Origin of the sequence: Prevotella sp. HUN102 (genome assembly GCF_000688375.1) — a bacterium.
In the GTDB taxonomy this organism is placed as follows: domain Bacteria; phylum Bacteroidota; class Bacteroidia; order Bacteroidales; family Bacteroidaceae; genus Prevotella.
On record NZ_JIAF01000004.1, the window covers coordinates 1,275,247 to 1,291,717 of the forward strand.

The window sequence follows — 16,471 nt, forward strand, 5'->3', positions numbered from 1 at the left end:
CTTGTTTCGGCCAATAGCTTATTTGCTTAATATATTCTGCAGCCACTCGGGAACAGGCGACGGAGGTATAGGCACCTGACTTTCGGCATTCGGTGTGGAAGTTAAGGTGTTCATTCCGCCGTGGGGCACATCCTGATGGCAGTCCCAGCACGCCTTACCCTCGCCGCGTCTTGCCTGCATATAGTCTATTTTGCCTGTGTTTACAAACTCTGTATTGAGTTCGGTATGGCAGCGAATGCAGTTGTCCATAATCACTTCCGATGAGGCTTCTTCAGCCATTATCGCCTGATTTTCTGAATGAGTGACAAAATAAGCCACGTGTTTCATTCCGTCCATACCTTTGAACAGATACTTGGCAGCTATGCTCGAGTGCGGCACGTGGCAGTCGTTGCAGGTTGCATCTCGTCCGTGGCTGGAGTGCGACCACGTGGAATAGTAAGGAGCCATAATATGGCAGTTCACGCAGGCTGCCGGATCATCACCTATTATATAAGTATGCATACGCAAGAGATACATAAACAGACCCACCAGTCCCACGATGACACCCGATAAGGATACCAGTACACCTTCTGACGATAACTGAGAGAAGGCAGAAGGGATTTCAACTTTTGCAGATATTTCTTCATACCTATGATTAAGGTGTTTAAATTCGTTAGAATAATAGATTTCACTACAAAATTAGATAATTAAGTTGATAATGTCAATAGTTTTATCCTCATTAATGAGGGTTTTTGTTTTTTAAAAATGTTTAAAATATTAATTTAAGTTGAAATATGTATGAGTGGTAACAAATATTACCATTTTAATTTTCTATACTTCGATACCTTTGCAGTTTTGAAAACTGAGAAACTGTTTCCTCTCATTTCGATACTGTCTGAAAAGCGATTTGCAAGTAACCGAAGAATGGCGTGCAATCTTCGCACAATTGCAGTGCATTCTTGCGAAGAATGGAATGCAATCTTCGCAAGAATGCAAATGAAGTTTTTATTTCTTGATTTTCAGACTGTTATGGAAACTCCTCGTCTACCTCTTTCTTGCGGAAAACAAATCGTGCTCCTGGTCGTAGATGGGACTTTTCACGGAGAGCAGGTTGAGGACGGAGTGGAAGACATAGTGCTGGTCTATGAGTTCTTTCTTCGGCCTGAGCTGGCGGAATCCCGGAGAAGTCCACACGAGGAACGGAATTTCGTACTGCTCCTTGGGGGCTACGCTCATCGGCAGACCGTGCATAAAGAGATTTTTCTCGCCGAGCGACTCGCCGTGGTCAGACACGAACATCATTGCGCACCTCCAATCCTTCAGTGTGCCCAGCGTGTCTATGAGGCCGTTGAGCAGGTGGTCGGTATAGAGAATGGTGTTGTTGTAGGCGTTTATCAGTTCGGGAATGGAGTCCTTGGCATTCTCTACGTTGGAACACACAGGCGTAAACTTCTCAAACTCCTTCGGATATTTCGTGTTGTAGCAGGGGCCGTGGCTCGTGCTCGTATGAAGCACGACGAAAACCTTGTTTTTCTTGCTCGCAAGGATGCGGCCGCGCAGCCCTGCGGTTAGAATCTCGTCGTATTCGGCGTTTATTTCAGGGTGTTCCTTCATAAGGTCGTTCTTGGCCTTGTAGTCCTTGATGTGCACCGGAGGCTCTCCCCAGTTGGTGGTGCGCCACACCACTTCAGCCCCCATACGATTAAGATAGTTGGGAAGAATTTCGTAGAGGTCGGAAGTGGCCTTGTATTCGAGAATACTCTTGCTGCCGGCAGTAGTGTAAGTGAAACACGACTGCGCATTGAACACCTCGAGGTCGCTGCGCTGGGAGAGTTTCGGATTGGTGGGAACGTCGTAGCCGTAGAGTTGGAAGTTGGCCCTGCGCGCCGATTCTCCAATCACGAGCACCACCACCGTCTTCTCATCGTCCTCGAAAGTGCCTAATGGAAGGAGCGTCTCCTCCTTGTTGGCATCGGCTTGGGACGAGAACCACCGGACGGTGTTCACTATATAGGAGTAGGGCATTACCAATGCGCCCAACGCCGTGTCGTATTTTCCAATCCACAGCACCTGATTGAGGTTGAGAAGAACCAGTGCCACGGACAGGCCGATGGAGCTTCCACAGGCTATGCCCAGTTGTTTCGCTTTTCCACGGTCAATTTCCTGCACGAGGATATAGACGGCGGGCAGGATGCCGAAGGCGAAAACATAGAGCAGCAGCATAGGCGTTATGAAGCCTGAAGCCTCCGATTCACGCGTGTTGAACACGTTTCCCATCATCGAGCGGTCTATCAGTACGTGGTAATTGACGACAAAGAATGTGCAGACGGCACTCAGAACGTTGCAGACGGCAAGAAGAATCCGTCCTACATAGCGCAGAAAATAAACGAGCAGGTAGCACATCATAAAGTTGAGTGCGAGCATAACAATGACCAAACTTGCCGTCAGCAGCGACTTCGTGAGGAAGGAATGGCTGGAATGCTCCAGTACAAAACTGAAGAATGGAATATTATAGAAAATCAGATTGCCGAGACTCATCAGTCCTGAGAATGCCCATAAGGATATGGGTTTGCGAAGAAACTGGAATAATTTAAGACTTTTCATTTAGTGATCTAATTTTGTCTGTGCAAAGATAAGAACAATATTTGGCAAAATTCTATGTTTAAATTCTTTTTTGCCTTCGTGCTTATATATTCCTTCAGATTCTTCTTGAAAGATTTATGTTTTTATTATATCTTTTGGCTGTCCCGAAAAATATTTTTAATTTTGCAGCAAACTATAATTAATCACTATCAATGAAGCGAATCTTTATTCCATTTATTGTGTTGTATGTGCTGTTTGTTGCCGCTATGATGATGGTACTGGCAGTTTTTCCAAAAGGCGAACTCCACTTGCTGCTGAACAGTTATCACGCCCCATTTGGCGATTGCCTGTTTATGTATTTTACGCAATTGGCAGAATGGCCGTTGTATATCATTGCCGCCCTTCCGTTATTTTTCAGAAAAGCCGGTTGGACTTATCTCTATCTGGCATCAGAACTTACCTGCGCATTGATAATCTGTCTTGTCAAGCGATGCTTCGACGCACCTCGCCCAATCATATTCTTCGAGCACTCGGGCGTGAAACCTCCCCTTGTCGAGGGCGTAAGTATGTGCTGCCGGCATTCATTTCCGTCCGGTCATACGTCCACTTTCTTTGTCTTTGCCACGCTGTCGGCATTGCTTCTCGCCTATTATTCCAGACAGGAGAGCAGCGTCAGGAAGAGAACGTGCTGCACCCTTCTTATCATTCTTCTGTTTTCATTTTCCGTTATTGGTGGCTATTCGCGCATTTATCTGTCGCAGCATTTCCTGAGCGACGTACTCGGGGGCAGCATTATCGGTTTCATTGTGCCTTGCGCTATGTTTTGGTTGTTTTACAAGCAGCAATGGATGCAGAAAAGATGGTTCAACAAGCGTGTCTTTTGAAAGGGAAAAAGGCTGCAAGGAGCGCAAGCCCGGGTTCAGAATAAGTTGGAAAGGAGACAATCAAATGCGTGAATAGTAAATTCACATTGTAAAAATTCATTACCAAAAAACGGACTTTTAAAATCTTCAAAATAGCATTTTGCGTCCAATAATTGGGAGATTTCGGACAGGAGTTTCGAGAAAAATTCAATGGGAAAGAATGCGTTGAACTGCGTTTTTGCGAAGAATGCAATGCGCCAATACGGCAAAAGGAAGACAAAGGTGCGGGGAACGGAATGCGTTCTTCGCACCTTTGCGTTTCATTCTTCGCACAATTGAAAACAGATCTACGAACAACTGATAATCAAACGCTTACATAGGGCATCGAATAAATGAAAAAAAGAAATCAATTGACAAGGAAATGAGCTGACGGAGAGGGTAATAGGAGAAAGAAAAGAATAAAGGCTGACAGCATAAAACTATCAGCCTGTTTATGAAATCAAGTGCCAATCGAGTTGAAAGGAACACCTATATTATATGACTTTCTTTTAAACTTGCTACCACGGATAGAGTATCGGGCAGCCGACTTTGCTATTTTTTCTTCGACAAGTCGAGAATCATCTTGCCGATATACAGCCCACTCTTTCCGTTTTGGTCTACTCCGACTTCCTTTCCGTCAAGGTCTTTCACGAAAACCAGTTCTTTCAGGAACGAATGGGAATGCCCTCCAAGCACCAAATCAATACCACGGGTCTGTGCAATAAGCTCTTCATCGCTGATGCCTTCGATGTTCCATCCGAGATGGGACAGACAGATAATCAAATCGCACTTCTCGCTTTTAAGTTTATCAATGGTCTTTTGGGCACAGGAAATAGGATCAAGGAACTCCAATGGCTTGTAATTCTTTTCGATTACCAAGCCATCGAGATAGGTTGAGATGCCAAACACACCAATCTTCACGCCTTTCCGCTTGATAATGACGTATGGTTTCACAATGTCTGCAAGCTCAGTGTCCTTGAAATCGTAGTTGGCACAGACGATAGGGAAGTTCAACTGCTTAAACAAACGGGTCATATTCTCCAAGCCGAAATCAAACTCGTGATTGCCGATTGTGCCTGCGTCATAACCCATCATATTCATCAGCCCCACCTCTACATCGCCTTTATACATCGTGAAGTAGGGAGTTCCCTGACAGAAGTCGCCACTATCGAAGAGCAACAAGTCGGGATTCTTAGCCCGCTCTTGCTTCAACACTTCCAATCTGCGCAGAAATCCTCCCCTGTCGGCCTTGGACGTATCGGCAAGGTTCGTACTCAACGGATAGATTTGGCTGTGCGTATCGTTGGTATGCAATATTGTCAGTTGCTTATTCTGCGCAAAACCAACACCTGCATAAAGGCAGAATGCGATTGCTAATATATTCTTTTTCATATCATTCATCGGTTATTTTCAATCATTATTTCGTATTCAACAGAGCAGAAAACATTTATTCAACTCTGATTCTTCCCTCCACAACAGAGTTTACCACCTCTCCTTTTGCGGCATTCTCCTTAAAATAATTAATGATGATATAGCGACTATTGCTTTTTTCATCCTGTGGAGAGTTTACATTCGTCTTAGCCTTCATCGCATTCATCCTGTCATTGCCCTGAGCCACATAGTCAAGCGTTGCAACACGATACTGTCCGTTTGGATCAATCGCCTTGCCGTGGAGCTTCGCACTCTTGAGCTTGCCATCAGAAGTTATCAATAATTCCACACCTTTACTTACGCCTTCGCCCCCATTATGGGCTATTTCACGAAACAGTTGCAGAACCGTAGAACCCGAAAGTGTGAAAAAACAAATCTTGTTTTCAAAAGGCGCAATCTCCAACACATCTCCATAAGTTACCTTTCCCTTTGGCAATGCAGCTCGAATGCCTCCCATATTATAGACGCCGAAGTCCACATTCTCCTTATAATCACGTGCTCCCCACACCATTATGTCGGCAAGCAAATTGGAAAGGTCGCTTTCCGGCTGTTTTGCCACCATATAATGATCGGATTCGCCCACTATCGGTCCCATAATACTGTCTACCTCGTGTTTGTAAGGCTGCATAAATGCGACTGCTCCGGCATCTACCGACGCATCATACCGACTGTCTACAAGGATTCTTGTGCGAGATATGTCCGACAATCCATAATTACTCTTACAGCCCGTAGCCAGTAAAACGAGCGAAAACCCACAACACAAAATTACTTTTTTTCTCATAATGTATAATTTAGTTGATACAAAGGTATAAAAAAGATAAGAGGAAACCGAACCGAACCCATCAAAATATAGCACAGAGAAACGCAAAATAAAGTTAAATTATCCTCTCGATAAACTTTAATATCCCGTGTATCGGCAAAAAGTAGTAACTTTGCAACGCTTTTCGGTATAACCGCTGGCCGTGGAAGAGTCGCGGGCTACGTTGTATTGGAACGACAAACAATATTTAATTATCAAAAAAATGGATTTAATTAAAATTGCTGAGGAAGCATTTGCAACCGGCAAGAAGTTCCCAGAATTCAAGGCTGGTGACACTGTAACTGTCGCTTACAAAATCGTCGAAGGTAACAAGCAGCGTATTCAGCTCTACCGTGGTGTTGTAATCAAGATCAACGGTGAGGGTGAAAAGAAGCGTTTCACAGTTCGTAAGATGTCTGGTACTATCGGTGTAGAGCGTATTTTCCCACTCGAATCACCAAACATCGACTCTATCGAAGTGAACAAGCGTGGTAAGGTTCGCCGTGCTAAGTTGTACTACTTGCGCAATCTTACCGGTAAGGCTGCACGCATCAAGGAAAAGAGAACTCCTATTGCTGCAAAGTAAACTCCTTCGTAAATCCAAGGAAAATAAAAAGGTTCAGAGTTTCACGCTCCGAACCTTTTTCTTTTCTCTCAAATTTCATTTCAATCCTCATAATTCAACTGTCCGTCATTGTCTCCGTGAATGGCACTCTGCAAATCCTTCCAGTTCTGAAACCCTGCAAACAGTGCCAGTCTGTCGAGCGTCTTCTTCGAAGGTTTTTCCTTTGAGGTGAGATAACCCATAAGCTTCTTCAGAGACTTTGACTCAAGATGAATGTGATGCTGCGCCAATTTGGAAGAAAGCTTCTCAAAGTCGGCAGTCAGACCAGTTAAGTGGGGTACTTTGTGCCCAACCTCTTCAACGAGGTCTTTCAAGTTCTTTTTCATCTCTTAGTTTAATAACTAACCGGATGCAAAAGTACAAAAAGATTGGAAATCACGATAACAAAGTACGAAGAAAAAATAATGAAAACCGAAAAATCGGATAAAAAACTTTTCACGCCAATCGGCTATCTCCCATCTTTTGAGTATCTTTGCATCATAATCACATATACCATATAAGTTATATGAAAGAATTAGCTCTCAAATACGGATGCAATCCGAACCAAAAGCCTTCCCGAATCTATATGGAAGAAGGCGAACTACCCATCGAAGTGCTTAACGGCCGTCCCGGTTATATCAACTTTATGGACGCACTGAACAGTTGGCAGTTAGTAAAAGAACTGAAAGCAGCCACCGGTCTTCCGGCAGCGGCATCGTTCAAGCACGTCAGTCCGGCAGGTGCGGCAGTCGGTCTGCCCCTCAGCGACACGCTGAAGAAAATCTACTTCGTGGACGACGTAAACTTTGAACTCACTCCTTTGGCATCGGCATACGCCCGTGCGAGAGGTGCCGACCGTATGTGCTCTTACGGCGACTTCTGTGCGCTCAGCGATACCTGCGACGAAGCCACGGCACGCCTTATCAACCGCGAGGTAAGCGACGGCGTGATTGCTCCCGACTACACCCCAGAGGCATTGGAAATTCTCAAGAACAAGAGAAAGGGAAGCTACAACGTAATCAAGATTGACCCGAATTATACGCCTACCTCCATCGAACACAAGCAGGTATTCGGCATCACTTTCGAGCAGGGACGCAATGAAGTGAAGCTCGACGACCCACAGCTTTTCGAGAATATTCCCACAAAGAACAAGACATTCAGCGAAGAAGCCAAGCGCGACCTTATCATTTCGCTGATTACACTGAAATATACGCAGAGCAATTCCGTATGTTACGTAAAGGACGGACAGGCTATCGGCATCGGTGCCGGGCAGCAAAGCCGCATTCACTGCACACGCCTTGCAGGCAGCAAGGCCGATGAATGGTGGATGCGCCAGTGTCCGAAGGTAATGAACCTACCTTTCAAGGAAGGTATCCGTCGTGCCGACCGCGACAACACCATCAACATTTACATCTCCGATGAATACGAAGACGTGTTGCAGGATGGCATTTGGCAGAACTTCTTCACGGAAAAGCCTGAGCCATTGACACAGGAAGAGCGCAAGGAGTGGTTGGCACAAAACACGAAAGTTGCCTTAGGTTCAGATGCTTTTTTCCCATTCGGAGACAATATCGAGCGTGCTCACAAGAGTGGTGTTGAATATATCGCACAGGCTGGTGGCAGCATTCGCGACGACCACGTTATAGATACTTGCGACAAGTACGGCATTGCGATGGCATTTACCGGTGTGAGACTGTTCCACCATTGATACTGCCCTTCGCTGCTTGCATAAAATGAAGAGGAAAACATTTAAAGAAGGTTTTATTATTGGGCTGGCTATGGGTGCCCTTGCCGCCCTTATGTTTTATTTAAGATAAAAGATATGGACGATTTTGAACAGATATTAGAAGGTGGAATGGTTTTTCGAGGTGCTCCAAAACCTAAAACCGACGACGGCAAGGTAAAGACCAAGGCTAAGAAAAAGAAGTATATTACCGGGGCACACGGCTCCGGAAGTGCCAAACAGAAAGCAAAGTATCGCACTCAACGCGCCAATAGACACAAGTAAAGTGCTGCCAACAACATTTATAAAACAGCCAAAAGCCCACAGATAGCTTTTGGCTGTTTTTGTTTATATTCACTTGAAAAGTGATACTAACTATAAGAAGAAAAGGAATTACAAACTATCACTTTTCAATCTTGCGAAGATTAGAAAACATTCTTCGCACATTTGCATTGCAATCTTGCGAAAAACGCCGTGCATTCTTCGCACAAATGCAAGACAAATTATAATGATCTGTTTTTCAGATGCTTACAAAACAGAAAGACTACAAGACAGAGCATAATTCTTCTAAACCAAAAAATATAATACTGCCGAACAAAACATTGTTTACCATCTTAGTTGTTCGTCTCGACAAACTCAAAATACTATGGCTATCTATTCTGAATACTTATTTACAAAAATAGCCGAACATCAGTCTGTTCAGCTATCCAATATGCTCTTATTTCATTAAAATCGCATTGTAGATTCTTCCCGACTCAACACCCAGTTTGCGCGCTGAAAAATAATCATCGGAAGAAGTATAAGTGCAGATACCTTCGTCGATTATGTTTTCGGGACTTACGCCACCCATTTCAAGATCCATACGATTGCAAAGCTTTAGATCGATATGCCATTTCATAGGTAGCTCGCCTTCTTTCTTTTCTTTTACAGGATACAGTTTTGCAATGGAATTCATATCAAAATTGACGGCTGCAAACTGATCGTAGACTTCCTGTCCCACTTCAAAGTTTTCCAACGAAATTCCGGGACCGATGATTGCCTTTATCTCTTTAGGATTTGAGCCGAAGTTTACGGTCATCTCCCTGACAATCTTCATCACGATGTGATTCAGTGTACCTCGCCAGCCTGCGTGGATTGCTGCGGCAGCGTGATGAGCCTCATCATAGAGCAGCACAGGAATGCAGTCGGCAGTGGAAACGCCAATGCAAATGCCCCGTTCATCGGTCATTACGGCATCCACACCCTCCAATATCTGATTTTTAACAGATTCAGGCAATGAGAACAATTCGCTTGCAATGCGACGGGACTCGATGTGATGTACCTGATGAGGGATAATTAGTCGGGACTCGTCGATGCCCAAATGTTCTGCCAAAGCCTTTCTATTGGCTGCCACCGACTCCTCATCGTCGCCACAATAGAGGTTCACGCTGAACTCGCCGTGCTTTTCCTTCCCCACCCCTCCGTGTCGGGTGGAGCTGAATGCCACAACGTCTTCAGCCAAATCGTAGTAATGGAGTTCGGGCTTAATCATCTGTGTATTCAAAATCGTCGAGTTCCTCTATATCTTCTATCTCATCCTCATCAATCCATTCAATGTCTTCCACGTCGGCACCTTCGTCGTGCATTTCGGCTTCGAAGCGAGACATATCCTTGTCGCGATGAACAAGGTTTTCCTCAGATGTGATAATCTGGAGTTTGTTGCTCTCGGAATTAAGTTCTTTCCAGAGAACATCCTTCAGTTCGTTCAGTCCCGTGCCTGCCACAGATGAGATAAATACCACCGGAAGATCGGTAGGGAGAGTTTCCTGAAGCATTTCTATCAGTTCGTCATCGAGCAAATCACTCTTCGTAACAGCAAGCACACGATGCTTGTCGAGCATTTCAGGATTGAACTGCTTCAGCTCATTGAGCAGAATTTCGTATTCTTTCTTGATATCATCCGTATCGCCCGGAACCATAAAGAGCAACAGGGAGTTGCGCTCAATATGACGGAGAAAACGCAATCCCAGTCCTTTTCCCTCGCTTGCGCCTTCTATAATACCGGGAATATCAGCCATAACGAAACTCTGATGGTCGTGATAGCTGACGATACCCAACGACGGTTCCATTGTAGTGAACGGATAGTTGGCTATCTTCGGCTTTGCGCTCGACAAAGAAGAAAGCAATGTGGATTTGCCGACATTAGGGAATCCCACGAGACCTACGTCGGCAAGAAGTTTCAATTCAAGGATGACGGTCATTTCCTGCATCGGTTCGCCGGGCTGAGCATAGCGCGGAGCCTGATTCGTAGATGTGCGGAACTGGAAGTTTCCCAGTCCTCCTCGTCCTCCTTTGAGCAGTACGACTTCCTGTCCGTCGTAGGAAACATCGCAGACATACTTACCCGTTTCGGCATTGTAGACTACGGTTCCACACGGAACGTCGATATACACGTCCTTACCGTCGCTTCCGTGACACTTGTCGCGACCACCGTTCCCTCCGTGCTCTGCATGTATATGTCGTTGATAGCGCAGGTGGAGCAACGTCCAATAGTTGTGGTTGCCTCTCAGAATGATGCTGCCGCCTTTGCCTCCATCGCCCCCGTCAGGTCCTCCGTTGGGATTATACTTCACGTGGCGAAGGTGCATAGAGCCTCGTCCTCCCTTTCCCGAGCGGCAATAAATCTTTACGTAGTCTACAAAATTACTTTCCATATCAAAAAGAATCAAAACCAATGACCTCCCTAAAACCTTTCCAAAGGAAGAGGTGTCAAATTACCGTTGTGCCGATAATCAGACATCCCCTCCTTTGGAAGGGGCTCGGGGAGGCCATTAAGTTTAGTTTATATTTTTACAAATTATCAATTATCTTTGCTATTCTCGCAAAGATTTCGTCTATCGTGCCCAAGCCTTCAACGTGATGACGGATACCTTCGTTCTGATACCAGTCAATCAGCGGAGAAGTCTGTGTGTTGTAAACATTCAGACGCTTCTGTATTGTTTCTGCATTGTCGTCGGAACGGCCACTCTGCTCGCCACGGAGAATCAGACGCTTCATCAGCTCTTCTTCCGGAACGAAGAGTTCAATCATTGCAGCAATCTGATGTCCACGCTCTGAAAGCATCTTCTTCAATGCCTCAGCTTGAGGTATTGTGCGTGGGAAACCATCAAAGATAACGCCTTTGTGCTCCTTGCCGAAACTATCGTAAACGCTTGCAAGGATATCAATCATCAACTCGTCGGGAATGAGCTGACCGTTGTCGATAAAGCCCTTTGCAGTCTTACCAAGTTCTGTACCATTCTTGATTTCAGCACGAAGAACATCACCCGTAGAAATGTGTCCGAATCCGTACTTTTCAATCATCTTGTCGCTCTGCGTACCTTTACCAGCACCCGGAGCACCGAAAATTACAATATTCTTCATTATTCGTTTACTAAAGTGTATATATCTCTCAAATTGCGTCCTTGCTGGTCGTAGTCGAGACCATAGCCAACAATAAAGTCATTAGGAATCTCCATTGCAACATATTCAATATCCAATGGTACTTGCAGCTTGCCGGGCTTCAGGAGCAGTGTGCTGATGTGCAGACTGGCAGGCTCGCGCGTGCCGAGTGTCTCTATCATACGCTTCATTGTAGAGCCTGTATCAACTATATCCTCAACAATGACCACGTGGCGACCGCGAATATCTTCGTTCAAACCGATAACTTCCTTGATTTTTCCCGTCGAAGTAGTACCTTCGTAAGAAGCCAGTTTCACGAACGAAATTTCGCAAGGGATAGTGATATGCTTCATCAAATCCGAAGCAAACATAAACGAACCATTAAGAACGGCTATGAAAAGAGGATTCTTGTCAGCCATATCCTTGTTTATACGTTCAGCTACTTTCTTTACTCGTTCAAGTATCTCGGCTTCTGGGATAGAAGTTTCAAAAGTTTTGTCTTTTATTGTTACTCGGCTCATAGTCCTAAATCTGTTATTTTGCGCAAAATTACGAAAATTATAGCAAACAATCCTATATGATTAGCATTTATTTTGTAAATTTGCCTTCATTATGAAGATATTCACTAATGCTCAGATACACGAGCTTGACAAATACACAATAGAACACGAGCCCATCAAGTCCATTGACCTTATGGAGCGTGCTGCGAAAGCATTGACCCATTCGATTATGGAACAATGGAGCAACCAGACACCAGTGGTGGTCTTTGCAGGCCCGGGCAACAACGGTGGTGATGCACTTGCAGTCGCCCGTCTGCTATTTGCCGAGAACTATCAGGTAAAGGTGGTGCTCTTCAATATTTCCAACCAACTTTCCGAGGATTGCGCAACCAACAAGCAACGCTTATTGGATATGAAGCAATTCAAGGATTTCACGGAAGTTACGGCTACATTTGAACCACCTGACCTCACGGCTGAAACGCTGGTAGTGGACGGATTGTTCGGTTCTGGGCTGAACAAGCCTTTGGCCGGAGGCTTTGCTTCGCTGATAAAATACATCAATCAAAGTCCGTCAAAGGTTGTAAGTATCGACGTTCCTTCAGGTTTGATGTCCGAGGATAACTCTTTCAATGTCAGGGCAAACATCATTCACGCCGACCTGACGCTTACGCTCCACCAGAAGAAGCTCTCTTTCCTGTTCGGAGATATGCAACCGTTCCTCGGGGAACTGAAAGTGCTCGACATTCGTCTGAGTCAGGAATATATCAATAAGACAGAGGCACAGTTTTCCATACTCGAAGAATCGGACATACGCAGTCGTCTGCTCCATCGCGGAGACTTTGCACACAAAGGACAGATGGGAAATGCGCTCATCATAGCAGGCAGTTACGGTATGGCCGGCGCATCAGTGCTTGCCACGAAAGCCTGTTTACGTTCCGGCGTAGGCAAGGCCACGGTACACACGCCTAAAAAGAATTACGACATTATGCAGATTTCGGTTCCCGAAGCAGTTATGCAGATGGACCACGAAGAGACCACTTTCTCCGAAGCTGTGGACACGGAAGATTTCGACGCACTGGGAATAGGTCCCGGCTTAGGACTGTCAGAGAACACAGCTATTGCAATGATTTCGCAGATTCGCCGTGCGCAATGTCCGGTTGTGGCTGATGCAGACGCATTGAATATGCTGGCGAGCCACCGTGCGTGGATGCAGCAACTTCCAAGAAACATCATTATGACGCCACATCCATTGGAATTCGACCGTTTGAGTGGCTCGCCTGCCAACGGAGACTACGAACGTCTGCAACAAGCAAGGGATATGGCACAGTCTCTCCACGCATACATCCTTCTCAAAGGACATTACAGCGCACTCTGTATGCCCAATGGACACGTTTGTTTCAACCCAACCGGCAACAGCGGTATGGCTACAGCCGGCAGCGGAGATGTGCTCACCGGCATTATCACGGCACTATTGGCACGTGGCTACAAGCAGGAAGATGCCTGCGCAGTAGGTATGTATATTCACGGATTGGCAGGAGATTTTGCCGAAAAGGAAGTTGGAAAGGAAAGTCTGATAGCAAGCGACATCATCAACTATCTTCCGGAAGCATTCAAACGACTGAACGATTAGAAAGAATAAAGAGAAACCTTAAACGCAGCAGAACTGCAAGTGTCTGCACATATAGAAGCGAAGCCCGAAGAGTATAGGATACTTTTCGGGCTTCGCTTGTTTATCTTAGAAGCAGTTTTGCCGTATCGGCAAATCTCTTATCCTGTCATTAAACGAGCTTATCGCATTCTCAAATTCATCGACCTTACTTTCAACAAAGTATGATACAAAGAAAAAACGGCAGTTTCAATAGAAACCACCGTTTTTATGTCTTTAAGCTCTACCTTAACGTTAGTCGAGGTTAGCCAACTTATTGTCAGAACCAAGTACGTTCTTAATCTTGTCTGTGTACAAGTCAATCATATACTCGCGAGCCTTACCACAATACTGACGTGGGTCGAAGTATTCAGGATGTGCAATGAATGTTTCACGAACACCAGCAGTAAAAGCAAGGCGAGAGTCTGAGTCGATATTGATCTTGCAAACCGCGCTCTTTGTAGCTCTGCGAAGCTGTTCTTCAGGAATACCGACAGCGTTTGGCAACTTACCACCGTTTGCATTGATGATATCAACATACTTTTCAGGAACTGAAGAAGAACCGTGGAGTACGATTGGGAAGCCGGGAAGTTCCTTCTCAATAGCTTCGAGAACATCGAATGCCAATGGAGGAGGAATCAAACGGCCTGTTTCAGGATCCTTAGTACACTGCTCTGGTGTGAACTTATATGCACCGTGAGAAGTACCGATAGAGATAGCGAGCGAATCGCAACCTGTACGTGTAGCGAAATCCACCACTTCTTCAGGGCGTGTATAGTGAGATTCCTCAGCTACAACATCGTCTTCAACACCTGCAAGTACGCCAAGCTCGCCTTCAACAGTTACGTCGAACTGGTGTGCATACTCTACAACCTGCTTTGTCAAAGCTACATTTTCTTCGTATGGAAGGTGTGAACCATCAATCATAACTGAAGAGAAGCCGAAGTCTACACAGCTCTTACAAGTCTCGAAGCTGTCTCCGTGGTCAAGGTGGAGCACGATTTCAGGATGGTTGCAGCCAATTTCCTTTGCAAATTCCACAGCACCTTCAGCAAGGTAACGGAGAAGCGTCTGGTTAGCATACTTACGAGCACCCTTAGAAACTTGAAGAATAACAGGAGACTTCGTGTTGGAAGAAGCCTGAATGATAGCCTGAAGTTGCTCCAAGTTGTTGAAGTTGAAAGCTGGTACAGCCCAACCACCATCGATAGCTCTCTTAAACATCTCACGAGTGTTCACGAGGCCAAGATCCTTATAATTTACTGCCATAACAATATTATGATTTAAAAAGTGAATAATCGAATACCTATTAATCTCTTGCAAAATTAACATTTTATTTTGTTAATGCCAAAACTCAATAGCTAATTAATACTACCCAACTGTTAAAAAGCGTGTTTTTCGATTATTAGATGATTTAAAGCAAGAGTTTATTTCAAAAGGAAACGAGGAGACGAGGGAACGAGGGGACAAGGAAATATGAGGACGAACTAATGAGAAAACAAGCTGACAAGAGTAGAAGAATATCAGAAAACAAGAATACAAAAAGCCTCTTTCCGTTAAGAAAGAGGCCTTTATAATTATTTATTTCCGAAATTAATCTTCCGTAGATGGGTCGATAACCTTCCAGATTACGCTTGCCAAAGCAGCACCGATGAACGGACCTACGATGAATATCCAAAGGTTGCTCAATGCTTCTGCCAGACCACCTGCCAACTGTGCGAAGATAGCAGGACCGATAGAACGAGCCGGATTAACAGAAGTACCTGTGTAACGGATACATACCAAGTGAACCAATATCAGAGAAAGACCGATAGCCAAACCCGCGAAGTTGTTTGTAGCACCGTTTGTCTTTGATGTAGCACCGAGAACAACGAGCACGAACACGCAAGTGAACACGATTTCAGCAATCAAACCACCAGCAACACTGATACCAGACTGGAGACCATTAGCACCCAAACCGGCACCTGCCAATGCAAATTCAGCACCAGCACTCGTTACAAGGGCGTAGAGAATAGCCGCACCGATAAGACCTCCAAGCACCTGAAACACCATATACATAGCGCAATCCTTAGCACTCATACGGCCGCTGAGGAACACTCCGAGCGTAATAGCTGGATTAATGTGGCAGCCTGATATGCCGCCGATGGCGTATGCCATTGCAACTACTGACAAACCGAATGCCATTGCCGTGCCGATAACCGTACCTGCATTTGCCACCACTGAACAATCTGAAGAACAATTAAGGCTGACGGCAACGCCACAGCCCATCAAAACCAGCACCATAGTGCCAATCATTTCTGCTAAATACTTTTTCATAATTAATTTTACTTTGTAAGTTATTGTCAAAACTCTAAGTTAAGTTACTGTTAAATCCAACGCAAAGTTAGACATAATATTGTTACTATGCAACTAAATTCTATAAAATCTGATAAAAAGAAACAATATAAATCGTTTTTTCCTGACATTACTTATTCTAAATCAAAGAATATGTATCAGAGTTCAGGATATTCCTGAGCTAAAGGGGACAAGGAAAAAAGGGGACAAGTTTACAAGTAAGTTTCTGCGTTTCCAAGCGATTTGTATATTATTTCCCTCTTATTTTCTGCGTACATTTTCAAGTAATTTACTTGTAAACTTGTCTACCTGTCCTCTCGTAAACCTCTCATCTGCTTCCCGTTCGCTTGTTAATTTACCATTAAACCCGCACCATTGTTTCACACGGGCAAACAGGCGAATTGCAAATAACCGAAGAACGCAATCCATTCTTCGCAAAATTACAACGCATTCTTCGCAAAAATGCAATGCAATCTTCGCACGTTTGGAAACCCATATTTTATCCATTGATTTCCAACCACTTACAAATCTTCAAAAAATGATGCTTTGCA

Annotated in this window: 16 protein-coding genes and 1 pseudogene; 5 read left to right on the top strand and 12 right to left on the bottom strand. The window is 44.8% G+C overall.

The genetic code is table 11. From position 1 onward, the window contains the following. Window positions 1-18 precede the first annotated feature (18 nt). Window positions 19-626: pseudogene (nrfH, locus tag P150_RS16420) on the bottom strand (cytochrome c nitrite reductase small subunit). 397 nt (window positions 627-1,023) lie between these two features. Further along, window positions 1,024-2,583 carry a phosphoethanolamine--lipid A transferase EptA gene (gene eptA, locus P150_RS0110520; protein WP_081819316.1) on the bottom strand — a complete coding sequence of 520 codons (1,560 nt, stop codon included), beginning with the start codon at window positions 2,581-2,583 and terminating at the stop codon, window positions 1,024-1,026. Between the two features lie 191 nt (window positions 2,584-2,774). Between eptA and P150_RS16930 the strand changes: the two genes are divergently transcribed. Next, the gene (locus tag P150_RS16930; protein ID WP_051617625.1) at window positions 2,775-3,446 is read left to right on the top strand and encodes a phosphatase PAP2 family protein; all 672 of its coding nucleotides are present in this window, start codon (window positions 2,775-2,777) and stop codon (window positions 3,444-3,446) included. 570 nt (window positions 3,447-4,016) lie between these two features. On the opposite strand, the gene P150_RS0110530 is transcribed toward P150_RS16930, so the two are convergent. Together P150_RS0110530 and P150_RS0110535 are read right to left on the bottom strand one after the other, a co-directional pair. Continuing rightward, the gene (locus tag P150_RS0110530; protein ID WP_028897639.1) at window positions 4,017-4,856 is read right to left on the bottom strand and encodes a bifunctional UDP-sugar hydrolase/5'-nucleotidase; all 840 of its coding nucleotides are present in this window, start codon (window positions 4,854-4,856) and stop codon (window positions 4,017-4,019) included. A 55-nt stretch (window positions 4,857-4,911) separates the two neighbouring features. Then, complete coding sequence (locus tag P150_RS0110535) at window positions 4,912-5,676, bottom strand: 5'-nucleotidase C-terminal domain-containing protein (protein ID WP_028897640.1); 765 nt, start codon at window positions 5,674-5,676, stop codon at window positions 4,912-4,914. A 241-nt stretch (window positions 5,677-5,917) separates the two neighbouring features. Here P150_RS0110535 and rplS point away from each other — a divergent pair, with 241 nt between their 5' ends. Then, window positions 5,918-6,280 carry a 50S ribosomal protein L19 gene (rplS, locus tag P150_RS0110540; protein WP_028897641.1) on the top strand — a complete coding sequence of 121 codons (363 nt, stop codon included), beginning with the start codon at window positions 5,918-5,920 and terminating at the stop codon, window positions 6,278-6,280. A gap of 80 nt (window positions 6,281-6,360) precedes the next feature. Here the strand turns inward: rplS and P150_RS0110545 are convergent, their stop codons facing one another. Next, entirely contained in the window at window positions 6,361-6,645 is a 285-nt protein-coding gene (locus P150_RS0110545) for a hypothetical protein (RefSeq protein WP_028897642.1), read from the bottom strand. A 170-nt stretch (window positions 6,646-6,815) separates the two neighbouring features. Here P150_RS0110545 and P150_RS0110550 point away from each other — a divergent pair, with 170 nt between their 5' ends. Next, window positions 6,816-8,006, top strand: a complete 1,191-nt coding sequence (locus tag P150_RS0110550) for a phosphoribosylaminoimidazolecarboxamide formyltransferase (protein ID WP_255327181.1) — start codon at window positions 6,816-6,818, stop codon at window positions 8,004-8,006. A 114-nt stretch (window positions 8,007-8,120) separates the two neighbouring features. Beyond that, entirely contained in the window at window positions 8,121-8,306 is a 186-nt protein-coding gene (locus P150_RS0110560; RefSeq protein ID WP_028897644.1) for a hypothetical protein, read from the top strand. A gap of 433 nt (window positions 8,307-8,739) precedes the next feature. Here the strand turns inward: P150_RS0110560 and pgeF are convergent, their stop codons facing one another. The 4 genes from pgeF to hpt form a co-directional block, all read right to left on the bottom strand. Further along, window positions 8,740-9,552: a peptidoglycan editing factor PgeF gene (gene pgeF, locus P150_RS0110570; RefSeq protein ID WP_028897645.1), complete on the bottom strand. Its 813-nt coding sequence runs from the start codon at window positions 9,550-9,552 to the stop codon at window positions 8,740-8,742. Continuing rightward, on the bottom strand, window positions 9,545-10,714 hold the full coding sequence (gene obgE / locus P150_RS0110575) for a GTPase ObgE (protein WP_028897646.1): 1,170 nt from the start codon (window positions 10,712-10,714) through the stop codon (window positions 9,545-9,547). The genes pgeF and obgE overlap by 8 nt, the downstream gene beginning before the upstream one ends. A 136-nt stretch (window positions 10,715-10,850) precedes the next feature. Next, window positions 10,851-11,423: an adenylate kinase gene (locus P150_RS0110580; protein ID WP_028897647.1), complete on the bottom strand. Its 573-nt coding sequence runs from the start codon at window positions 11,421-11,423 to the stop codon at window positions 10,851-10,853. Next, entirely contained in the window at window positions 11,423-11,962 is a 540-nt protein-coding gene (hpt, locus tag P150_RS0110585; protein WP_028897648.1) for a hypoxanthine phosphoribosyltransferase, read from the bottom strand. Before hpt ends, P150_RS0110580 begins: the two co-directional genes overlap by 1 nt. A gap of 91 nt (window positions 11,963-12,053) precedes the next feature. On the opposite strand from hpt, the gene P150_RS0110590 reads away from it, so the two are divergent. Continuing rightward, window positions 12,054-13,571, top strand: a complete 1,518-nt coding sequence (locus P150_RS0110590; RefSeq protein WP_028897649.1) for a bifunctional ADP-dependent NAD(P)H-hydrate dehydratase/NAD(P)H-hydrate epimerase — start codon at window positions 12,054-12,056, stop codon at window positions 13,569-13,571. Window positions 13,572-13,841: 270 nt separating this feature from the next. Here P150_RS0110590 and P150_RS0110595 read toward each other — a convergent pair whose 3' ends face one another. The 3 genes from P150_RS0110595 to P150_RS0110605 all read right to left on the bottom strand — a co-directional run bounded on the left by P150_RS0110595 (window position 13,842) and on the right by P150_RS0110605 (window position 16,427). Beyond that, window positions 13,842-14,855 (bottom strand): class II fructose-bisphosphate aldolase, encoded by a 1,014-nt coding sequence (locus P150_RS0110595; RefSeq protein ID WP_028897650.1) that lies wholly within the window; start codon window positions 14,853-14,855, stop codon window positions 13,842-13,844. A 324-nt stretch (window positions 14,856-15,179) separates the two neighbouring features. Continuing rightward, window positions 15,180-15,902, bottom strand: coding sequence for an MIP/aquaporin family protein (locus tag P150_RS0110600; protein WP_028897651.1), 723 nt, complete (start codon window positions 15,900-15,902; stop codon window positions 15,180-15,182). Between the two features lie 279 nt (window positions 15,903-16,181). Continuing rightward, the gene (locus tag P150_RS0110605) at window positions 16,182-16,427 is read right to left on the bottom strand and encodes a hypothetical protein (protein ID WP_028897652.1); all 246 of its coding nucleotides are present in this window, start codon (window positions 16,425-16,427) and stop codon (window positions 16,182-16,184) included. Window positions 16,428-16,471: the final 44 nt, after the last annotated feature.

What these genes read in the sequence shown, in the direction of transcription:
- eptA (WP_081819316.1), bottom strand. Translation starts at nt 2,583, where the DNA reads ATGAAAAGTCTTAAATTATTCCAGTTTCTTCGCAAACCCATATCCTTA.
- P150_RS16930 (WP_051617625.1), top strand. Translation starts at nt 2,775, where the DNA reads ATGAAGCGAATCTTTATTCCATTTATTGTGTTGTATGTGCTGTTTGTT.
- P150_RS0110530 (WP_028897639.1), bottom strand. Translation starts at nt 4,856, where the DNA reads ATGAAAAAGAATATATTAGCAATCGCATTCTGCCTTTATGCAGGTGTT.
- P150_RS0110535 (WP_028897640.1), bottom strand. Translation starts at nt 5,676, where the DNA reads ATGAGAAAAAAAGTAATTTTGTGTTGTGGGTTTTCGCTCGTTTTACTG.
- rplS (WP_028897641.1), top strand. Translation starts at nt 5,918, where the DNA reads ATGGATTTAATTAAAATTGCTGAGGAAGCATTTGCAACCGGCAAGAAG.
- P150_RS0110545 (WP_028897642.1), bottom strand. Translation starts at nt 6,645, where the DNA reads ATGAAAAAGAACTTGAAAGACCTCGTTGAAGAGGTTGGGCACAAAGTA.
- P150_RS0110560 (WP_028897644.1), top strand. Translation starts at nt 8,121, where the DNA reads ATGGACGATTTTGAACAGATATTAGAAGGTGGAATGGTTTTTCGAGGT.
- pgeF (WP_028897645.1), bottom strand. Translation starts at nt 9,552, where the DNA reads ATGATTAAGCCCGAACTCCATTACTACGATTTGGCTGAAGACGTTGTG.
- obgE (WP_028897646.1), bottom strand. Translation starts at nt 10,714, where the DNA reads ATGGAAAGTAATTTTGTAGACTACGTAAAGATTTATTGCCGCTCGGGA.
- P150_RS0110580 (WP_028897647.1), bottom strand. Translation starts at nt 11,423, where the DNA reads ATGAAGAATATTGTAATTTTCGGTGCTCCGGGTGCTGGTAAAGGTACG.
- hpt (WP_028897648.1), bottom strand. Translation starts at nt 11,962, where the DNA reads ATGAGCCGAGTAACAATAAAAGACAAAACTTTTGAAACTTCTATCCCA.
- P150_RS0110590 (WP_028897649.1), top strand. Translation starts at nt 12,054, where the DNA reads ATGAAGATATTCACTAATGCTCAGATACACGAGCTTGACAAATACACA.
- P150_RS0110595 (WP_028897650.1), bottom strand. Translation starts at nt 14,855, where the DNA reads ATGGCAGTAAATTATAAGGATCTTGGCCTCGTGAACACTCGTGAGATG.
- P150_RS0110600 (WP_028897651.1), bottom strand. Translation starts at nt 15,902, where the DNA reads ATGAAAAAGTATTTAGCAGAAATGATTGGCACTATGGTGCTGGTTTTG.
- P150_RS0110605 (WP_028897652.1), bottom strand. Translation starts at nt 16,427, where the DNA reads ATGGATAAAATATGGGTTTCCAAACGTGCGAAGATTGCATTGCATTTT.